This window comes from Hymenobacter negativus, from assembly GCF_017571495.1.
GTDB classification, from domain to species: Bacteria; Bacteroidota; Bacteroidia; order Cytophagales; family Hymenobacteraceae; genus Hymenobacter; species Hymenobacter negativus.
The window spans coordinates 1-21,536 of record NZ_JAGETZ010000012.1 but is presented as its reverse complement, the minus strand read 5'-3'; the positions used below and the strand labels follow the sequence as shown (position 1 = coordinate 21,536).

The window sequence follows — 21,536 nt, the reverse complement described above, 5'->3', positions numbered from 1 at the left end:
AGCCTGACGATTTAAAACCACGCATTTCCGGTGCCCTCTCCGCGGGAGAGGGGGTCAGGGGGTGAGGTCCCCCGCCAGAACGAAACCCACAACCCCCATGCTCCCAGCCGCTCGTGTTTCCGACTTAATCGTGAGCCCTACCACATCGGGCATCCCCACGCCCATCATTCCGCCCGGCGCGCCGACGGTGCTCATCGGCGGATTGCCTGCCGCCCGCCTGGGCGACAGCTGCGGGGCCGACGTCATCATCAAAGGCTCGGCCACGGTGATGATTGGTGGCCTGCCCGCCGCCCGCATTGCGGACTCTACGGCTTCGGGCGGCATCATTATGCCACCAGGCTGCCCTACGGTACTGATTGGCGGTTAAAACCCAGCTTTATTACTTACTCCCAACCGCTTACTACTCGCAATGAACAAACCCTTTCTAGGTCGCGGCTGGTCGTTTCCGCCCACGTTTACGCGGGGGTTGGGCGGTGTAGAGATACTGGAAGAAGAGGCCGACATCGCCTCCAGCCTGGAGATACTACTCACCACTATGCCCGGCGAGCGGGTGATGTTCCCGGACTACGGCTGCAACACCGAGGAGCTGGTTTTTGAGAGCCTGGACACCACTACCAAAACCCTGATGGCCGACAAAATCGAGTCGGCCATCCTGTACTACGAGCCGCGCATTGAGCTGGAGAAAGTGCGCCTCGACACCAGCCGCGAGTTGGAAGGCGTCATCCTCATCGAGGCCATTTACCGGGTGCGCACCACAAACTCGCGGTTCAACTTCGTCTTCCCCTTCTACAAGCAGGAAGGCACTGACATCAACCAGCCCGGCAGCCCCGCCGAGGCCACCCTCACGCCCCTACCCGACCTGCGCTAGCCATGCCCGCCGACTGCACCCAGAACACCGACCCGCTGAAGCTCGTGCGCGAAGGCACCAGCCAGCCGCAGCGCGTGCTGTCGGCGCTGGCCCCCGCCTCGGCGCCGCTCAACGAGCGCACGCCCGCGCACAGCATGGTGTTTGCGCAGGCCTACGCCCGCTACCTGAACTACGACGACGGCAGCGGTGCCCTACCGCTGGGCACCTGGGAGAAGTTTTTCGCCGAAGACGTGTCGGTGCAGCTGGCCGTGGCCGCCGTGCAGGACGTGGAGCAGTACAAAGTCCGCAATACCGAGGCCTTCGGCTATCTGAATAACCTGGATAATGAGGGCGATGAGGCGGGGCTGAAGCGGCGGCTGGGCTTCCTATTCAGCGCCGTGGGCACCCTGGCAGCACGGCTCGACGCCCTACAAACGGCCTTGCCGAATGAAATTCCGCTGAAAGGCTTGCTGCTGAATCTGATTCAGAGCCAGCTGGCTACGGGCCTGGGGAGGCTGGTTGCCTACCACAAGGGCGGCGTGGCGCTGGGCTTGCTCGATGAGTCAGTCTTACCGGCAGAGGCGGCGATTCTGGGCGGGCCATTGGTGTCGTTTCAGTCGGTCAGAACCAAGGGCTTGTCGGCGGCCTGGTGGCCGGCGGGGGCCACCAGTTGGGCTAATTACGAATCATTTATTGCCGACGACCTGGCGACCTACGGCGTAGGCTCCGATTTTGAGCGCATCAACCGGCTGGCCACGCACAACCTGTTTACCAGCGTCTTCGACCAGTTTCTGAAAGTGTATGCCCGCGTGGCCACCGAAGGCCGGGCGGCGCTGGAAGCCACCCTCACCAAGTGGGACGGGCACGAGCCGCACTACGCGCTGTTTCTGGCCTTTTTGCGCCTGAACGAGTACGCCCGGCAGGAAACCAACACCCTCACCCAGCGCCACCTCGACTTCTACTACCGCGACATTCTCCAGCTGCGCGAAAAACCCGCCGAGCCCAGCCACGCCCACCTGCTGCTGGAACTGGCCAAGCACGTTGAAGCCTACGCTCTGGCGCCGGGCGAGCTGTTTAAGGCCGGCAAAGATGCCTTGGGCAAGCCCGCGTTTTTCGCTAGCGACGAGCAACTGGTAGCCAACGCGGCCCAGGTCACGGCCCTGAAAACGCTGTACCGCTACGGCACCGAACCGGCCGGCAGCGGCTGGACCGGCGGCCCCGCCCCCGTCGGCCGCCTCTACGCCGCACCCGTAGCCAATTCCGACGACGGGCTGGGCGCGCCTCTGACTTCAACGGACGGCTCGTGGCAGCCTTTTTTCCATAAAATCTACGTCGATGGCCAGCTAACTGAAATCAAAATGCCGACGGCCGAAGTGGGCTTGGCGCTGGCTTCGCACTACTTATTTCTGGCCGAGGGTGCCCGCACCATTACGGTCGATTTCACGGTTACGGGCTCCTATTCGGATTTGGCAGCTGATGTGGTTTACCAGTTCACAGCGGCCGATGGCTGGTTTGAAAAACCAGCTACCAGCTTCAAAACCGAGAGCGGCCAACTGCGCCTCGTCATCGAACTGACGGGCGCGGACCCGGCCATTGTGGCCTACAATACCAAGGCCCACGGCTACACCTTCGCTACTGCGCTGCCCCTGCTGCTCCTCAAGCTAAAGCAGCAGCCCACGACTTATCAATACCAGCAATTGCAGGACGCCCGGCTGAGCGCCATCACGCTGAGCGTGGCCGTGACGGGCCTGCGCACCCTGGCCGTGTCCAACGACTTCGGCCCGGTGGATACGTCCAAGCCGTTTCAGCCGTTTGGGGCTTTGCCGGTGGCGGGCAGTGCCCTCACCATTGGCTCGGCCGAGGCGTTCCAGAAAACCCTGACCAGTGCGGCCGTGGAGCTAACGTGGCAGGCCGCGCCCGCGCCCTACGGCACCACGCCGCAGGTAGCCGTTGACTTTCTGACGGAAGGCAATTGGGAGGATTCAGGCACGAGTACCGCCTTGCAGGCAACGGAATTCGATATTTCCAGCGGGCTAACCGATGCCGTAGTGGACCAGCCCAACCCACTGCCCACGGAAAGCTACGGCACCACCGCCCGGCACGGTTTCGTGCGCCTCCGGCTGACGGATGGATTCGGGCAAGCGGCTTATCAAACGGCCCTGCTCGCCTTCCTCAGCAAAACCCCGGCTACCGCCACCAACCCTGGCGCACCTCCAGCCGGCCCGGTCGTCAGTGCGCTCACGCTGAGCTACACGGCCAGCCAGAGCATTGCGCTGTCCTCGGCCGATGCGGGCGCATTTGCGAGGCGAGCCGCGCAGTTCTATCACGTGGCCCCGTTTGGGCAGGCCGAGCAGCACCCGTTTCTGAAAATTGATGCGCCTGATAAGGCCCTGTACCTGCTGCCGCAGTTCAAACACCTCAACCTGGCCGACCCCAAGCTGCCGGCCCAGCAGCCCGTGCCGCACGAGGCCGAATTCTACATCGGCATCAGCGCCCTGCTGCCGCCCCAAAACCTGGCCCTGCTCTTCCAAGTGGCCGATGGCACCGCCGACCCGCTCACCCAGAAGCCCGTGCCGCACCTCAACTGGAGCTACCTGCGCCGCAACGAATGGGTGGAATTTCCGCGCGATGCCGTGGCCGATACCACCAGCGAGCTGACCCGCTCCGGCATCGTGACGCTGGCTGTGCCCCGCGATGCCAACGACGACAACACGCTGCTGCCCAACGGCCAGCACTGGCTGCGCGTGGCCGTGGCCGAAAAAAGCGCCGCCGTGTGCCAGCTGTTGCTCGTAGCGGCCCAAGCCGTGCGCGTCACGTTCCAGGACCAGGGCAACGACCCGGCTTTTGCGGCGCAGGTGACGCCGGCCGGTACCATCACGAAAATGGCTCAGCCGGTGGCTGCCGTGAAGAAGGTGGAACAGCCCTTCGACTCGTTTGGCGGGCGCGGCAGCGAGGCTTCCGATGCCTTCTACACCCGCGTGAGCGAGCGACTGCGGCACAAGGACCGGGCCGTGGCGCTCTGGGATTACGAGCACCTGGTGCTGGAGGCCTTTCCGCAGCTCTACCAGGTGAAGTGCCTCAACCACACGCACTACGAATCCAGCGCCAACGGCACGGGCATCTACCGCGAGCTGGCGCCGGGACACGTCACACTGGTGGCCATTCCGAGCCAGCAGCTGCGCAACCTCCGCGACCCGTTGCGGCCCTACACCAGCCTGGGGCTGCTGCGCGAAATTGGCGCCTTTCTGCAGCAGCGGCTGTCGTGCTTCGTGAAGCTGCACGTCAAAAATCCCGAGTTTGAGGAGGTGCGTGTGGCATTTCGGGTGCGGCTGCGTGAGGGGTTTGATGAAACGTTCTCCATTAAGCAGTTGCAACAGAGCATCACGCGGTTTTTGTCGCCCTGGGCTTTTGCCGATGGAGCGGGTCCGTCGTTCGGTGGCAAAATCTACAAGTCGGTGCTTATCAACTTTATCGAGGACCAGACCAGCGTCGATTACGTGACTGATTTTCAGTTGTTCCATCCGGCTTCCGGCCCGGCCGACTACGCCGAAATAACCGGCACGAAGGCCGTTTCCATTCTGGTTTCGGCTCCGGCCACGCAGCATAGCATCCTGGTAATCAACCCCGCGCAGGAAGAAGCGCCCCACGAAAACTGCCCCTGCACCGCATGAGCCGCCAACCCGTAGTCCTGCTGAAACAGGCCCCGCTGCGCGCCGCCGAAGACTTTTTCCGCCTTCGTCGGGAGGGCATTGGCTTTATCGAGCAGCTGGGCAGCCGCTGGTGGACCGATTACAACGCCCACGACCCCGGCATCACCATTCTGGACCAGCTGTGCTACGCCATCACGGACCTGGCCTACCGCATCGGCTGGGACATTAAGGACCTGCTGGCACCGGCCACGCCGTCGCCCAACCCGGCGCAGCCGTATCCGCACCAGGCGTTTTTCACGGCCCGCAACATCCTGACCGTTAACCCGGTCACGCCCGATGATTTCCGCCGCCTGCTCATCGACCTCGAACGAGTGCGCAACGCCTGGGTATTCTGCAAGTCCTGCGGCTGCGACCTGCCCTACTACGCCTGGTGCGAAAACGACGAGCTGCACCTCTCCTACCGCAAGCCTACCAACCCCGCCCTCACCCCCCAAACCGTGGAGCCGCTGGGCCTCTACGAAATCCGGGTGGAGCTGGAAGCCGACCCGGATTTGGGCGATTTGAACGACCGGAAAATTGAGCACACCTATACTGTTTTTGACGACGAAGGCCAGCCCCAGCTGGTCGCGGTGGAGCTGCACTTCCCGGAATGGGGCCTGGAAAAAGGGGCAGAATGGAACCTGTTTCTGGCCAGTGAAGATGCTTTTGCGGGTCAGAATGGCGAAAGCATCAGCCTCAAGCTCCTCAAGTTCAATCGCAGCAATAACCCCGCCGACCAAAGCCCACTGACCGACGACGCGCTACGGCGCAACTGGAACAACCTGTTCTACGCCACCTACGAGTTGGAGCTGCTACCCGGTGGCCAGAAGCTAACCATAGCAAACGTAACGCTACGCCTCTTCGGCAGCATGGCGGCCAAGAACCTGACCACTGTGCTGCCCGGCGGCGCGCCCGGCACGGTGAGCCTGCAACAGCTGCTCATAAACGCCACCGACACGGGCCCGCTGCCGCGATACCGTCGCAAGCAGCTGCGCGTGGAAGCTGCTGTGCAAACCGCCAAAGCCGCCCTGCACCAGCACCGCAACCTCGGCGAAGACTACTGCCGCGTGAGCCGCGTGGATGTGGAAGACGTGGCCGTGTGCGCCGACGTGGAGGTGCGCCCCGACGCTGACATCGAGCGAATCCAGGCCCACATCTGGTTCGAGATTGAACGGTATTTCAACCCGCCGGTGCCGTTTTATTCGCTGCCGGAGCTGTTGGCCGAGGGCGTGTCGGTGGAAGAAATTTTTAACGGCCCGGAACTGAACAAAGGCTTCATCAAGGCCGATGAGCTGGCGGCAGCGGGGCTGAAAAGTGTGCTGCGGGTGTCCGACCTCATCAACCGGCTGATGGACATTGAAGGGGTGGTAGCCGTGAATAACTTGCTGCTGAGCAAGTACGACGCGGCCGGCAATCAGCTAAAGGGCGCGGCCGACCCCATCTGGACCAACGGCCTGCCCGTGTTTGATACCACCAAGGCCAGCGCCGCCTGGCTGTTGTTTGTGAGCAACCAGCACCAGCCGCGGCTGCATTTCCACTTGTCGCGCTTCCTTTTTTACAAGAACGGGCTGCCGTTTTTACCGCGCCGGGCCGAGGCCCTTGCCACTCTCACCCAGTTGCGCGGCGAGGCAGAACGGGCCAAGGTAGCCCACGCGCCCACCGATTTAGCGGTGCCAACCGGCACCTTCCGCGACCCCGAAGCCGATTATTCGCCGCTGCAAAACAGCTTCCCGCGCACCTACGGCATCGGGCCGGAGGGACTGCCTTCTGCGGCTTCGCCGCGCCGCCGCGCCCAGGCCAAGCAGCTGAAAGCCTACCTACTGGCCTTTGAGCAGCTGCTCGGCAACGCCTTCGCGCAGGTGGCACACACGACCGATATGTTCTCGCTCGACCCGGCCATTTCGCAGACCTACTTCAGCCGGCAGTTTAGCGATGCCGTGCTGGGTGGCTACAGCGAGCTGGTGAATGGGCTAACGCCGGCCGTGCTGGGGAATCTGACCGAAACGCTGGCCGAGTTTCTGGAACGCCGCAACCGCTTCCTCGACCATTTGCTGGCTCGTTTTGGCGAGTCTTTCAAAGACTACGCGCTGCTGCTCACCAGTCTGGAAGGGCAGCAGGTGAGCCAGCAGCAGCTCATTGCCGACAAAATTGCTTTCCTGGAAGCTTACCCGCTCATCAGCCACGACCGGGGCAGGGCGTTCAACTACGCCGAAAATCCGGCCGACCCGGCCAACGTTTCGGGCCTGAAGCACCGGGTGGGCCTGCTGCTGGGCTTCGCGCCGGGCTCCGATTTGGACCGGTTTATTGTGGTAGAGCACCTACTGCTACGGCCCAAGTTTCCCGGCGATGCCCTGTACCCAGCCTGTTCCGATGGGGCCTGTGGCACCTGCGGCGATGAGGACCCGTACTCCTTCCGGCTCACCTTCGTGATGGCCGGCTGGGCCCCGCCGTTTAGCGAAAACCTGGACTTGCGCGGCTTTGCCGACCGCACCGTGCGCCAGGAAACGCCCGCGCATCTGCTGGCCAAAATCTGCTGGGTGGGCAACGACGGCTTCATCGAAAACCCCTGCGACCCCGTGGTGGGCGAACTGGCCGACCTGCTGGAAGCCAAAGGCCTGACCGCCGATAACCTGCGTCCCGCCTCGGCCGAGGCTTGCGCCTGCGCGTTGGCCATTTACACGGCGTTCAGCACGGTCTTCACGGCCTGGTACGAGGACAAAACGTTGACGTATGTGCAGTCGGATGCTTTACTGGCCGCGCTGGAGCAGGAGTTTACAACCCAGATTACGCCGACTGAGCTGAGCTGCACCACCGTCCTGAACGCTGCCCTCTGGGCCGAGGTCATGCCCATGCTGGTGAAATACTTCCACCACATTGCGCTGTATGGCTGGCAGTTCGAGCGCTTCGAGGATGCCTGGCGTGCCTGGCTTACGGCCAATGCTGCCCACGACTGGCCAGCCGAGCGGCTACAGGAGCGCGTGGAAGCCATTTTGCGTAGCAACCTGCTGACCGCCCCGCCCACCGTCAACGTGGAGGACGAGCTATGCCACCGCGCCACGGCCGTTCTCACGCAATTCGGCCTGAATTTTTACGACTGGCTGGAGGCTAATCTGACGGCTGGGCGCACGCTGAACAACCTCACGGCTTTCGCGCCGCAGCCGGTAGTGCTGGCGCCCGGCCTCAGCTTCAAGCCGGGCACGGTGGCAGCTCTCGAAACGCTGCTGAAAGCGCGCTATGCCACTTATGTGGAGGTTTCCTACCGCCTGCGCATGGTGGTGAACCTGCTCGGCAAGCTGCGCAATACTTACCCCGGCGCCACTCTGCACGACTGCGACGATGGCAGCGACCAGAACCCTGTGCGCCTGGGCAGTACCGCCCTCGGCAACTACCCGCTGCGCCGACAGATTACGCCCATGCCCAGCCCAGCGGCCCGAACAAAGAAGGCCGTTCTGACTCCCTCCGAAAGCCCGGTTTCGCCTGAGGTACCGCTTGCCGCAGAACCATTGGCTACCCCTGAAGCAGCCGCGTCTTCCGAGACAACAGCGGCTCCTGAAGATGCTGCTGACGCCGCTGATTCGTCTAAAAGACCGGAGTCTGCTGAAAGCGTGGCTGCTTCTGAGAACCTGAGCACTACTGAAAGCCCGGATTCTGGTGAAAGCCAGTCCCCGCTCAAGAAGCCTGCTGCGCCTAAGAAACCCGGCAAGCCGCGCCGGCCCCGGAAATCCTGATTCGTCTTCCCAACTGCTTGAAAACCGCCACCTGCTATGCAAGCGCTCCAAGATAATTACCCCGTGTTTGAGGCCAATCAGGTGCTCACCAACGCTCACCTGAACCAGGTATTCGACTACCTGGACGAGCAGGAGCGACTGACGCGGGCCAACCTCATTGGCATCGGCATTGTGTGCGGGTTAGAAATTCGGCTGGAAACCACGGCCGGCGTCAGCACCATTCACCTCTCGCACGGCTGCGGCGTCACCTCGGCGGGCTACCTGATTCTGGAGCCGGAAGACGTGGATTTGGTGGCCTACCGCGACAATTACACGGTGCCGCCGGAGCCCGGCTACGCGCCATTTCTCGACCCCATCACGCACGCGCAGTACCCCCTGTGGGAGTTGTTTCCGGCCGGCGAGCCCAACGTGAAGCCGCTGGCCACGCCCGCCAATTTCCTGCAAGACAAAGCAGTGCTGCTGTTTTTGGAACTGAAGAAGGAGGACCTGCGCAATTGCAGCCCCATCAATTGCGATGACAAGGGTGCCTCCGTGACCGTGACCGTGCGCCGCCTGCTTGTCACGCTTTCGGACCTGGCCAAAATCATTGCCGCCGCCAATCAGCTGGTGCCCAACCTGACCGGGGCCGACCTCGAAACTGCCCTACTGGCCCGCCTCAACCTGCCCGACCTGCGCCTGCCGCGCTTCGATGTGCCCAATACCAAGCCCATAACATCGGGCGAGGTGCTGACGGGGTTCCACGCGGCTTTTTACGAAAACAAGCTGGTGCAGAACACGGCGGCGGCCCTCACGGCGGCCTACACGGCATTCCGGCCGGTGGTGGAGATGCTGTACGCCACCAATCCATTTGCCGGGTTTACGGCCAGCTTTGGCTTTCTGGATGCGGCACCCACGACTACAGCGCAGGTGCGTTTCCTGCAGTATTACTATGATTTTTTTGGCGACCTGCTGCAGGCCTACGACGAGTTTCGGTGGAAGGGCGCGGAGCTGCTCTGCGCCTGCTGCCCCGACGAAGACCTGTTTCCGCGCCACCTGATGCTGGGCGCGCTGGTGCCCACCGCCATCACCAACCCCGGCATTTACCGGCAGCGGTTTCTGGGTTCGGCGGCTGTGAGTGGCTGCGAAGAGCAGACGCAGGAGCTACGGCAGCTGTTTCGGCGGCTGGTGGAAATGGTGGAGCGCTTCACCAACACGCCCCCGCTCACCCCGGCCAATGCCTCCACCGAGCAAATCCGCTGCGTACCGAGCAAGCTGGCCGATGTGCCGCTTTCCGATAAGGCCATCCCCTACTACTACCTGCAAACCGGCACGACGCCCCTCTTCCAGCTCTGGAACCCGCTGAAAACGCGCCGCAACCGTGCCAACCAGAACCTGAGCTACCGCGCCGCCGAGTACCAGCCCACGCCGCCCCCTTTCGTCACTAACCCGCTGCGCTACGACCTGGAACCCTACAACTTCCTGCGCGTGGAAGGCCACCTGGGTAAGAACTACCAAAGCGCCCTCGGCATCCTGCTGGCGCTTAAGGAGCGCAACCGCCTGCCCATCGACATCATCGCGCTGCGCACCGGCGCCTTCGATGAAAAGATGACCGTGGACCTGACCAAGGAATCGGCTCATTTTCAGGACTTGGAAAGCCTTTACGACACCCTGCGCGAGGAAATAATGACCGCGCTGGCCGAAGGAGCCCGGTTTTTCTACGGCGTGATGATGCCCAAAGGCGTGGACCCGGCCGGCGTGGCCAAGCTGCCGCTGCTGGCGAAATATGCGCCGGGCCTGCCCTACCAAAGGGGCTCGGTGGGTGCCTGGTTCGAGAAAAACCTGACCACGCTGCTGGGCCTGCCCTACATCGACGTAGACCAGACCCGTGTGAGCGACAACACCATCTGGACGGTTTTCTGTCTGCTGTTTCAGCACGCAGCGGCGCCACAGCCGGAGTTTTACCCGCACGTGGTGGCCATTTACTACTTCGAGAAGCTGGCCGAAATTCTGCCGCCCAGCCTGAGCGCCGTAGGCTTCGACGACCTGGAAAACAAGTACGAAGACCTGCTGGCGCTGGCCCGCTACTTCCGCAGCGAGGCAGCCGCCAATTTCCCCGCCGACCTGGCCAAATTCCTGCCGCAGGAAGACCTGATTGACCAGTTCGATGAGGTGCTGTATTCGGCCAAGCTGGGGGCGCTACGGGCCTTGCGCGACGAGTACAAGCGCCGCCTGCGCGAGCTGAAACAGCAGCAATTCCTGGGCTACTTTCTAAACAAGCACCCCGGCATTCAGCACAAGGCGGGTGTGCCGATGGGCGGCACCTTCATCCTCGTGTACCACGACGACCCCGACCCGGTGCTTTCGCTGGGAGCGTCAACAGGCTTCAATACGGCCCTGCTAGGCGCAAATATTAACCTGACCAACGTCAGCACCGCGGCTGTGGGCACTGCGAATGCCCTTACCACCCAGTCCCTGGGCAAACGCGTGGGCCAGTCCATCAGCGAGCCGGACCAGCCGCGACTCGGCCAGCTGCGCCAGCTGTCCGACAATGAGCTGCCAGCGGCGGCCATCAATACCGAGGCTATGTCGGCGGCGCTGGGCCGCATCAGCGCCAACGAGGAGCTCAGCGCCGACCCCGACGTGCGGCTGCTGTTGAGCCGACTCACCGGCTCGGCCCCCGACCGGCGCACGAAGCTGCCCGGCAAGGGCGGCGTGAGCGCCAGCAAAATCATTCAGCAAACGGTGGACGAGCTGGCCGATGGTACCATCATTGCCGATTTCTACCTGCCCTATCTGGTGAGCAGCGGGGGCGGTGTGCAGTTTGTGCTGCCCAAGCCGCCGCCCACGTTCATGGTCACCATCGGCTGCACCAACGCCGACCAGCAGGCCGAAATCACGCTCGCACCCGAAGGCGGCATGCCGCCCTACAGCTACAAAACCGACGAAGCTGAATTCCAGCCGCTGAAAGGCTCGTTTCTGCTGAGCGCGGGCGAGCACCGGGTAGTAGTCCGGGATGCGGAGGCCAGCGAATCGGCTCCGCAAACGGTGAAGGTGACAGGCCAACTGGCGTTCGGGGAAGCCAGTTTTGAGTGCTTTGGCGACAACAACGAATACGTGCTGACGGCCCAGATTACCGGCGGCACCGCGCCTTACACGGCTAGCCGCGGCAGCGTAACCGGCAACCAATACATGAGCGACCTCCTGCCGGGTAATGAGGATGTCGAAATCACCATCAGCGACAGCCAGCAGTGCAGTACCACCCAGAGCTTCAGCCACTCCTGCCTGCCACCGCTTGCTTTCACTACGCAGGTAGGCTGCACCTCCGACAAAGAGGCGCAGGTGCAGATACTGCCCACGGGCGGCACCGCGCCCTACCAGGTGCGGGTTGATTCCACCAATGGCCGCTTCGTGGCCCTGGACGGGCCTCTGACCATGGCCGTGGGCACGCACACGGTGTTTGTGCGCGACGCGGCGGGCGTGGTCGCGCCGGCGCAGTCGGTGGTGGTAGGGCCACCGCTGCGACTCCGGACCACGGGATTCGAGTGCGAGGAGCTGGCCACGTACAAGGCTACCATTGTTATTTCAGGCGGCCAGCTACCTTATCTTTTCAATGGCCAGCCGCTTTCCGGCAATGAGCTGACTACCGAGCCGGTGGCCAGCGGCCAGCCCGTGCGCGTGGAAGTAACAGACGCGAACAACTGCACAGCTGAGCTGGAGGTGACGCACACCTGCGAAGAGCCCTGCAACCTGCCCTGCGAAGGCAAGTCGCGGCGCTGCGCCTACCGCCTGTGGGTGCAGCCGCCTGTGAAAGGCAATGAATATGAAGCCTACGACACGGCCAATTCCCGAGTGGTGCTGCGCTACAACGGCAAGGAATTCGGCCTGCCGGGCAGCGTCATAGCGATGCCGACATCAGGTCTGAACGGAGATTTCGCCAATACCGTGGGCGGTATGATTGAGCAGTTGAATAAGGCCATTGCCGGAGAAATCGGGGATGGATTAATCATGTTGAGCTACCAGCCCGACGAGAAAGACCCGTTCGCGCTGCTCTGGATTGAGCATTTCGTGTGCGAAACGTTCAGCCTCAGCTTCGACTACCTCACGGCCACCCCGCAGCCGCTGCTGCCCATGAACGTGGAATACACCAACGAGCCGGACCCCAGCGGCGCGCCCTTCGACGGGGCCACGTTCATCGACCGCCGGGCCAGAAACCCGCGCACCCAGGTGCCGGCCTTCAACTGCTCGGAGCGCGACCAGTGCGCTCACACCAAATTCGAGCCGCTGTGCAAAGGCACAATGCCCAGAGCTGGCATCACGGTGGACTTTCCGCGGTTTACCGGTAGCGTAAGCGGCGTGACTGCCAGCAACATTGTGGCCTGGATTTGGGAGTTCACTACTGCACAGCCGGGCGGCACCTTCTTCCCCGGCCAAATAGTGACGCCCAGCCTGAGCCGGGACGGCCGGGTCCGCCTCACGGTCATCACCAACCGGGGCTGCTTCGATGTGGCAGAAACGGATTATAAGGTTGGGAAAGTATGACGCATCACATCCGGCAGTACCACCTGCACCTCGACCTCAACGGCACCGAAGCCGACGGCCTGGCCCTGCAAAGCCAGCTCGCCGGCCTCTGCTCCGACTCCCTGCTGCCCGTCCTGGAGCGGGTGTTCGACCGCTACGCGCCGCCCGGCGTACACCTGGTTCTTGACCGGCTGGAGATTGAAGCCGGCACCCTGTCGCTCGAACACCTGGAGCACGATGGCCCCGCTGCCGTGGCCCAGGCCATCGAAAAGGTCCTGCGCGAGCAAGCCGCGCAACTCCGCGCCATGCCCGGGCTGGTGACCGAAAATGTGGGCCTCAAAACCGGTCCTCAGAACGTTGAGGAAGCCTTTTTCCATTTCCTCAGCACCGGGCGGCTACCTTGGGCTTTTCGCCTGCCGGAAGGCCGTCGCCTCGAGCAGGCGGTGCTCGGGGCCTGGGCCGCAATGGCCGGGTCGGGCGCTATTCCGGGCCGCGTGCGGGAGCTGCTGCGGCGGGCTTTGGGCGCGGCCAACGTGCGACAGCGACTGGTATGGCAGTTTTCGGCTGCGTTCCGGGAAAGGCTGCTGGCCACCTTCTGGCCCGAGAGCCAGCGGGTGATGGTTGCCATTCGCACGGTGCTTGGCGGGGCGGGACAGGCAGCTACACCCGCTTTGAGTCAGGCCCTGACCCGGTTTGAGACAGTGCTCTGGGAAGTCGTACTCGGGCACCTTGTCGGCCACGATACCCGGAATGCCGCCGAAATAGTGGCCGAAGCATGGCTCCGGTTGCCAGCCCCCATTCGGCAGCCGGCCGCGCTGCAAGCCGTGCTGGAACGGCACTGGCCCGGCAGCACGAAAGGGCCGGCCACAAGCAATTTGGAAGGAGAAAAACACCCCACGACAACCGACGCCAAGCTAAAAAACCGCCTCCTTGAACAGCTGGAACCAGCTGCGGAAAACGAGATTGAAGGCGAAGAAGGCTACTACCTCGACAACGCCGGCCTGGTGCTGCTGCATCCCTTCCTGCCCCGTTTTTTCGAAGGCTTGGGCCTGACCGAAAACGACCAGCTTCTACACCCCGAGCGGGCGTTATGCCTGCTGCATTTCCTGGCCACCGGCCAGCCCAGCGCCCCGGAGCACGCCCTGACCTTACCCAAGCTGCTGTGCGCCATTCCGCTGGCCCGGCCCGTTGCCACCGACCTCACCCTGACCACTGCCCAAACCGACGAAGCCGAAGCCCTGCTCCGCGCCGTGGTGCATCACTGGAGTGCCCTGCGCAGCACCTCGCCCGATGCCCTGCGCGGCACCTTCCTGGCCCGCGCCGGCAAGCTCTCCCGCCACCCCGACAACAGCGGCGACTGGCTGCTGCAAGTCGAACCCATGAGCTACGACATCCTGCTCGACCAGCTGCCCTGGGGCATTTCGATGATACAGCTGCCCTGGATGCCGCAAATGCTGCGCGTGGAATGGGGCTAGCACACATACCGAGCGCAGCCTGATTTCTAAACCACTCGCGCCTAATCATACCGCATTGCGAGCACCATGAAAGCCACCGCCGAAAAGTCGCCCACCACCACCTCGACGCCCGCCACGCGGACGTCGAGCCAGCCCTTCTTTGCGAAGGCCGGTGGGGGCAATTTCTTCGAGCCGACGGCTGCTACCGCCGCGCCGCCCGTGCAGATGAAGCTGACGGTGAACAAGCCCGGCGACAAGTTTGAACAGGAAGCCGACCGCATGGCCGACAAGGTGATGCGCATGCCCGCGCCTGCTGCATCGGAAGAAAAGCTTCAGCGCCAACCCGACGATAAGCTGCAAAAAGCTCCCGCACCCGAAGAAAAAGTGCAGCGGGCCGAGTTGAAAGACGACAAAATCCAGAAGAAAGAGGACGAGAAACTCCAGAAAAAAGAAGACGACAAGCTGATGCGCAAGGGCGACGGCACCCCCGCTGTAGCGGCCAGCACGCAGGCCGCCATCAGCCAGAAAACCAGCGGCGGACAGCCCCTGTCGGCCGATGTGCGCAGCTATATGGAGCCGCGCTTCGGGGCCGACTTCAGCCAGGTTCGCATTCACAACGACCCGGAATCGGCGAGCCTGAGCAACCACCTGAGTGCCCGCGCCTTCACGCACCAAAACCACGTCTTTTTCTCGCGTGACCAGTACCAGCCGGGCACCAGCGAAGGGAAGCAACTGCTAGCCCACGAGCTCACGCACACCATTCAGCAGGGCCACGCTGTGCAGCGCAGCGCCCAGCCGGTGAGCACCACGGCCACGCCGCCACCCGTGCAGCGCCTGGGCGTGCAGGATGCGCTGGATTATTTCGCCGATAAAGCCTACCACATTCCCGGCTACCGCCTGCTGACCATCGTACTGGGCTTCAACCCCATCAACATGCGCTCGACGGACCGGAGCGCCGCCAACATTCTGCGGGCGCTGGTGGAAGTGGTGCCGGGCGGCCACCTCGTGTCGCAGGCCCTCGACAACCACGGCGTATTCAACAAAGCTGGGGCTTGGGTTGAGCAGAAAATGGCTGCTTTCGGCGACATCGGTGCGGAAATAATCGGGGCCCTGAAGGCGTTTATCGACTCGCTGAGCTGGACCGATATCTTCGACCTCGGCGGCGTGTGGAACCGGGCCGTTCACATTTTTTCCGGTCCCGTGGGGCGCCTCATTGCCTTTGGCGGCAGCGTGGTAATGGAGCTGCTGAAGATGGTGAAAGACGCCATTCTGAAGCCCCTGGCCGCCCTGGCACAAGGCACGGCCGGCTACGACCTGCTCCGCGTCGTGCTCGGCGAAGACCCCATCACCGGCGAGCCCGTGCCGCAAACAGCCGACGCGCTGATTGGCGGCTTCATGAAGCTCATCGGACAGGAAGAAATCTACCAGAACCTCAAAAAGGGCAATGCCCTGGCGAAGGCTTATGCATGGTTCCAGGGCGCGATGTCGGGGCTGCTGAGCTTTGCACGGAGCATTCCGGGCCGCATCATCCAGACCATTTCCTCGCTCACCTTTCAAGACGTCATCACGGTAGTGGGCGCGTTCTCCAAAATCGTGGGCAGCTTCGCCAGCATCGCGGGCGACTTCTTCAGTTGGGCTTTCCAGCAGATAATCAGCCTGCTCGAAATCCTGTTCTCGGTGGTGGCGCCGGGCGTAATGCCCTACATCAAAAAGGCCCAGGCTGCCTTCCAAACCATCATCAAGAACCCGATTGGGTTTGTGGGCAACCTGGTGGCGGCCGGCAAGCTGGGCTTCCAGATGTTTGCGGCCAACATTGGCGAGCACCTGAAAAACGCCCTCATCAAGTGGATAACCGGGCCGCTGGGCGAAGCCGGCGTGTACATTCCAAAATCCTTCACGCTGTTCGAAGTTGTGAAGCTGGTGCTCTCGGTACTGGGCCTGACGTGGCAGAACATCCGCGGCAAGCTGGTCAAAATCATCCCCGAGCCGGTGCTGGTGGGGCTGGAAAAAACCGCTGGTGTGCTCGTCACGCTGGTGAAAGACGGCCCTGCCGCCGCCTGGGAGCAGATAAAAGCCGAGCTCAGCGAGCTAAAAGACCAGCTCATCGGGCAGGTGACCCAGATGGTGACCAGCGAAATCGTAAAGGCGGCCATCACCAAGCTGGCCAGCATGCTCAATCCAGCCGGGGCCGTCATCCAGGCCATCATCGCCATCTACAACACCATTACCTTCTTCATCCAGAAAATCAGCCAGATTGGCGCCGTGGTGGCCTCGTTTATTGACTCCATCTCAGCCATCGCCGCCGGGCAGATTTCCGGTGCGGCCAAAAAGGTGGAAGCCACCATGGCCAGCACCCTCAACATCGTTATTGCCTTCCTGGCCAAGTTTGCCGGCCTGGGCGGCGTGCCCGACAAGCTGGTGGGCATTGTGAAGCGCATCCGGCAACCCATTGACAAAGGGTTGGATAAGATTGTGGCCTGGCTGGGCAGCGTGCTGGACAAGCTACTGGGAAAAAACAAGAACGACGCCCGCACCGAAGAGCAGAAAAAGCAGGACCTAGGCAAAGCCATTGCCGAGGCAGATGCCTTGCTAGCAGCACCGAACCCAGATTTGGAAGCCATACGCCAGCGGCTCCCGGCCATTAAAGCCAAGTACAAGCTAACTGTACTGATGCTGATGGAGGAAGGCGGCGACGCAGAAGAAACTACAGCCTACGTCCACGCCGAAATCAACCCGAAAGGCGATACCAAAAAGAAGAAAACTAAGAAAGGCAAGGTAGGTGCGCTAAAAATCACGCGCAAGTCTCTCAGTTTCACAGCCGAAACGAAAGCTTACCTGATAGCAAAATTCAAATCATCCTTTCCGCCCGGGCAGCTTGGGCAGTTCAAAGATGCCAAGCTGGACATCCGTCATAAGATTTCCATCAGCGATACCATCAAGCACATCGACTCAGCACTGGCGCCCCTCACCGTAGACGAAGCAGCGAAGGTGTTGATTGGCAAAGGATTTCCAGCTAAAGGGCAAGGACGACCAGGCATCATTGCGGCTGCCCGCGACCTTCTCCAGCAGGCCAACAACGACACGGGCAACCTGTTCATTGGGGCTAGCGGCACAAACCGCCGGAAGGGCAAACGCTACGATGCTGGCGATGCGCAGAAAGCTGATGCACTCGCCCCCCGGCACGACCCCCAGAAAGATGCTTTCATTGGGGCGTATGGCATTGGAGGAAGCGACTTCCACGTTACCATTGATGTAACTTCGGACGGCACACAAGTAGAAACCTGGCAAGTAACCCCATGAAAACAGACGAGCAACTGAAAAAGCCGGAAGCCGAGGCATTTTTAGCCGAAGCCCGGAAGCTGGCCGAAAAATTTGCCTGGACGCACCAGGATATGAAGCGTAAAAAAGAGGTAGTGTTAGTCGCTCGAATCGATGCGGACGACTCTTTTGAGCGTTTCGTATGGATTTATGACACACACCGGACCATGCTCAAATGCATGTTGGTAGGCCGGGTCACCATCCCAGTTCGCAAGCTAGGTGCAGTGCTGAAACTGTGTGCGCTGGTGAACGAGGGCCTGCCTTTCGGCTGCCTGGAATACAGCTTTGGGGAGCGAATATTGGTGTTTAGAGACTCGGCGGATATGGGCTGGGGACCATTGGCGCAAGTCGTCGTTGACGTAACGGAACGCACCCTGAATCTCGGCCGGCGCTACGCAGATGCGATTCAAGCGGTGCTAGAGGGGACAAATCCACAGGAGGCCGTTGGGATAGCAGACAAACCATAATGGGTTATTTCAACCGGAATTTATCAATCTAAAATTGGTTCGTTGCATGGCTTACTCTTTCAACATCACCTCCAGCGTGTTGCCAAATGGCCGAACGGCTTATTTCGGTACGCGGGTGAATTCGCCGGAAGCCCGTTTCACCATTGGCTACCGTACCAAATACCAGGATAATTTTGGGCTATATAATATTGATGCCGTGCCGGGCATGGTGTACTTGCCTGCCGATTATCGGGCCACACACGGTATTTGGGCCGACTTTATTTACCCCACGGCTTATGTGGAAAGCAAGAGCTCTTTTTTCTGCCTGAATACCTACGACCGAGCCCGGTTTACTTTCGGGTTTATGCAGTATGCGGCGCACGTTCCCAACGGGGATTTTGTGCGCTTTCTGCGGACGCTGTTGCAGCTGCCACTGGCCCCGGAATATTTCCCCCGGCTGGAGCTGAAAAACAAGCACATTTTCTACCGCAGCGACGAGCAGGTTCTGACCCAGCTGGAGAACGAGGATTCCACGCTTGGGCTGATGAATTACCTGAACCCCACGCTGCTGGATATTGAAACCCAGGAAACTATTTGTGCGGCCCGCATGGTGCATTGGGCACAGCATGATGCGGAGCACCGGGCCATACAGGTCCAGCTGGCCATTGCGTTTTTTCAGGCCAACCTACCACGCTACCACCAGCGGCTGGGCCTGGCCGGAGCGCCGGCCAAGGCCTGCATAGTGGTGTGCGACATCCTACACCAAGGCCGGGGCACCTTCGCCCGTATGGCCGCCGCTCTTGATACCGGCGGCAACTGGGAGCGCGCCTACACCAACCTGCTCACCATCGGCGCGGCCAACTACGGGGAGCGCATCGGCGCGCTGAAGCGCAAAATTGCCGAAGGCGTAAGCTCAGGTGTGCTAGACAAGACCTACGATGCCGCCCACAACACCTTTGTCTAAGCTGTATGACTGCTGAAAGCGGCCGCATGCCTAACCTTGCCAATCTGACCACGGCCCTGGCCTACCTGCGCTCGGTGGTGGCCGGGCGGCTGCAGGTGCAGGATGGGCAGGCCGAAACAGAAACGAACGATGGCCCAGCGTATGCGCGGGACGGCTCGCCGTTTGCCGAGTTTATGGCGCGGCATGAGCCTACGTTTGCCGAATATGTGTTGCTGCTGCTGGCACTGGTGCCGCATGTGCAACCGGCGTTTTTTAGCCAGCTCATGGCCGAGCATTTGCCGGATGGCGGCGACTTTCCGGAGTTTGGGGGCGTGCGTGGCAATAGCCACCGCGGCCTGCTCCCCACCGGGGAAACCGCGCAGTTTGTGCTGGCTGGCGACGACCTCGAAAAGCGCCTCGCCGTGCAGCACCTGCTGAGCCCCGAGCACTGGCTAGCCCGCAAAAACATTCTGCAGCTAGAGCCTGTGCGCGAGGGCGAGCCACGCTTGAGCGGACGCTTGCTGCTGGACCCCGAAGTGGTGGAACAGCTCACCAGCGGCACCATCAGCAAGCCGCGCTTTAGCACCGACTTCCCGGCCGAAGCCATCGAAACCGAATTGGATTGGACCGACCTGGTGCTGCACCCCAGCACCCGCCGCCAGATTCGGGAAATTGAGCACTGGATAACCCACAGTCCCACCCTGCTGCAGGAATGGGACATGAAGAAGCGGATAAAGGCTGGCTACCGGGCTTTGTTCTACGGCCCGCCGGGCACGGGCAAGACTCTTACGGCCAGCCTTCTGGGCAAACACACCGGGCTTGACGTGTTTCGCATCGACCTCTCGCGGGTGGTGTCCAAGTACATTGGCGAGACGGAGAAGAACTTGTCGCGCCTGTTCGACAAGGCAGAAAACAAGCAGTGGATTCTGTTTTTTGACGAGGCCGACGCCCTGTTTGGCAAGCGCACCGGCATCCGCGACGCGCACGACAAATACGCCAACCAAGAAGTGGCCTACTTGCTACAACGCATTGAGGGCTACAACGGTGTGGTTATTCTGGCGTCCAACCAACGGGCCAATATTGACGAGGCTTTCACCCGGCGCTTCCAGTCCATCGTGCATTTCCCCATGCCCCGGCCCGAGGAGCGGCTTGAAGTCTGGCGAAAGTCTTTTCCGCCTCAAATTCACATTGCCGCCGACGTGGACTGGCCCCAGCTAGCCGCCCGCTACGAGTTGACTGGCGCGGGCATTCTGAACGTGGCCCACTTCTGCGCTATTGAGTTGCTGGCCGCCAGCGCTACCGAAATGACGCTGAAGCGGATTGAAGAAGGGATTCATCGGGAGTTTGTGAAGGAAGGGAAGTAGTTCGTCACGCTCATCACGTAACTGCAACTTCGTTCTTGTAGGAGCCTCACCCCCGGGCCCCCCAATGGAGAAGGGCGTTTGACGAATGAGTGGAGGTGCTTTCGCTACGCTCAGCATGACCGTTTTTCAGCATGACGTCCTGTTGCTTTTGGGCAAACAAAAAAGGCCTCCCCATCCAGGGAGGCCTTTTTTGTTCGTTTAACAAGTCGCTATTCCAGTACGACTTTGCGAGTCAGTACTTGCGAACCAGCTTCTACACGCAGGGTGTAGAGGCCGACGGCCAGGTTGCGGGTGCTCAGGGTCTGCTCAGCGGTGCCGGTCAGGTTTTTGGTGAGCACGACTTGACCCAAGGCGTTCAGCAGCGAGGCTTGGCTGACGCCGTTGATGCCGCTCAGCTTGAGGGTGAGCTGGCCGGTGTTGCTGGGGTTGGGGTACACCAGCAGCGCGTCGGTGTCAGCCTTGGTGCGGGTAGCGGTGGGCGTTGCCAGGTTGGTGCCGGCAATGGTAAACGAACCAGCCGTGTCGTTGCTGCCGTAGCCGCTCACCGCCACGTAGTAGCGCGTGCCAGTGGTCAGACCCGTCACGGTTACCGGGGCAGTCAGGGCCGTGTTGCTGGCTCCCGACGACGAGCAGATGAGCAAGTTCAGGGTAGCTGAGCAGCTGGCGGCCGAGTACACCCGCACGGTACCCGCTGCTGCGCCAGTCAGGGTCAGCGTGGTAGACGTAGCGTTGGGAACGAAGCTAAACCATACGTCCTTCGGTGAGCTGGCCGTTGAGCAAACCGGATTGGCGGGACCAGCGGTAGTGGTAGCGCCTACGTTCGAGCCCGTTACGGCCGTGTTGCCGAAAGCAGTAGCACCGCAGGGGTCGTCGTTGGCAGGAGGCGTGAGGGGCGTGGCGAAGGCGATAGGGCCCGCCAGGGTGCTGCTGCCGTTGAAGCCGCCGCACACCTGCTGCACATAGAATGCGTAGTTGGTGCTGGGCTGCAGACCCGTGATGGTCGTGGTCAGGCCGGTGATGCCGGTGACCGTAGTGCTACCCGTGCCCGAAGGCGGCGTGAAGCCCGCAGGACCGTAGATAACCGTGTAGGTGCTGCCTGCAGTTGCAGATACCCAGTTCAGCACCGCCGTAGTATTGGTGATGGTGCCCGTAGCCAGACCAGTCGGAACCGGACAGTTGGGCACCGGCGTGGCGCAGATGGTGAAGTTGCCCAAGGTACCGGCCGTGCTGTACTCATTCACGCGGATGTA

Annotated in this window: 11 protein-coding genes; 10 read left to right on the top strand and 1 reads right to left on the bottom strand. The window is 61.7% G+C overall.

Annotated elements, in window-relative coordinates; all coding sequences use genetic code 11:
• Positions 1-97 precede the first annotated feature (97 nt).
• The 10 genes from J4E00_RS21050 to J4E00_RS21005 all read left to right on the top strand — a co-directional run bounded on the left by J4E00_RS21050 (position 98) and on the right by J4E00_RS21005 (position 20,286).
• Positions 98-367 carry a PAAR domain-containing protein gene (locus J4E00_RS21050; protein WP_208177254.1) on the top strand — a complete coding sequence of 90 codons (270 nt, stop codon included), beginning with the start codon at positions 98-100 and terminating at the stop codon, positions 365-367.
• Positions 368-409: 42 nt separating this feature from the next.
• A complete protein-coding gene (locus J4E00_RS21045) occupies positions 410-868 on the top strand; it encodes a GPW/gp25 family protein (RefSeq protein WP_208177253.1) in 459 nt (152 codons plus the stop codon).
• Between the two features lie 2 nt (positions 869-870).
• Entirely contained in the window at positions 871-4,518 is a 3,648-nt protein-coding gene (locus J4E00_RS21040) for a baseplate J/gp47 family protein (protein WP_208177252.1), read from the top strand.
• Complete coding sequence (locus tag J4E00_RS21035; RefSeq protein WP_208177251.1) at positions 4,515-8,264, top strand: hypothetical protein; 3,750 nt, start codon at positions 4,515-4,517, stop codon at positions 8,262-8,264. The genes J4E00_RS21040 and J4E00_RS21035 overlap by 4 nt, the downstream gene beginning before the upstream one ends.
• 36 nt (positions 8,265-8,300) lie before the next feature.
• The gene (locus tag J4E00_RS21030) at positions 8,301-12,782 is read left to right on the top strand and encodes a hypothetical protein (protein ID WP_208177250.1); all 4,482 of its coding nucleotides are present in this window, start codon (positions 8,301-8,303) and stop codon (positions 12,780-12,782) included.
• Positions 12,779-14,236 carry a contractile injection system tape measure protein gene (locus tag J4E00_RS21025; RefSeq protein ID WP_208177249.1) on the top strand — a complete coding sequence of 486 codons (1,458 nt, stop codon included), beginning with the start codon at positions 12,779-12,781 and terminating at the stop codon, positions 14,234-14,236. Before J4E00_RS21030 ends, J4E00_RS21025 begins: the two co-directional genes overlap by 4 nt.
• 66 nt (positions 14,237-14,302) lie before the next feature.
• Positions 14,303-17,515, top strand: a complete 3,213-nt coding sequence (locus J4E00_RS21020; RefSeq protein ID WP_208177248.1) for a DUF4157 domain-containing protein — start codon at positions 14,303-14,305, stop codon at positions 17,513-17,515.
• Complete coding sequence (locus tag J4E00_RS21015) at positions 17,512-18,000, top strand: hypothetical protein (RefSeq protein WP_208177247.1); 489 nt, start codon at positions 17,512-17,514, stop codon at positions 17,998-18,000. The genes J4E00_RS21020 and J4E00_RS21015 overlap by 4 nt, the downstream gene beginning before the upstream one ends.
• A gap of 46 nt (positions 18,001-18,046) precedes the next feature.
• Complete coding sequence (locus tag J4E00_RS21010; RefSeq protein WP_208177246.1) at positions 18,047-18,943, top strand: hypothetical protein; 897 nt, start codon at positions 18,047-18,049, stop codon at positions 18,941-18,943.
• A gap of 5 nt (positions 18,944-18,948) precedes the next feature.
• Positions 18,949-20,286: an ATP-binding protein gene (locus J4E00_RS21005; RefSeq protein WP_236050010.1), complete on the top strand. Its 1,338-nt coding sequence runs from the start codon at positions 18,949-18,951 to the stop codon at positions 20,284-20,286.
• Positions 20,287-20,495: 209 nt separating this feature from the next.
• Here J4E00_RS21005 and J4E00_RS21000 read toward each other — a convergent pair.
• A partial coding sequence (locus J4E00_RS21000) for a T9SS type A sorting domain-containing protein (protein WP_208177245.1) occupies positions 20,496-21,536 on the bottom strand: 1,041 nt, incomplete at its 5' end.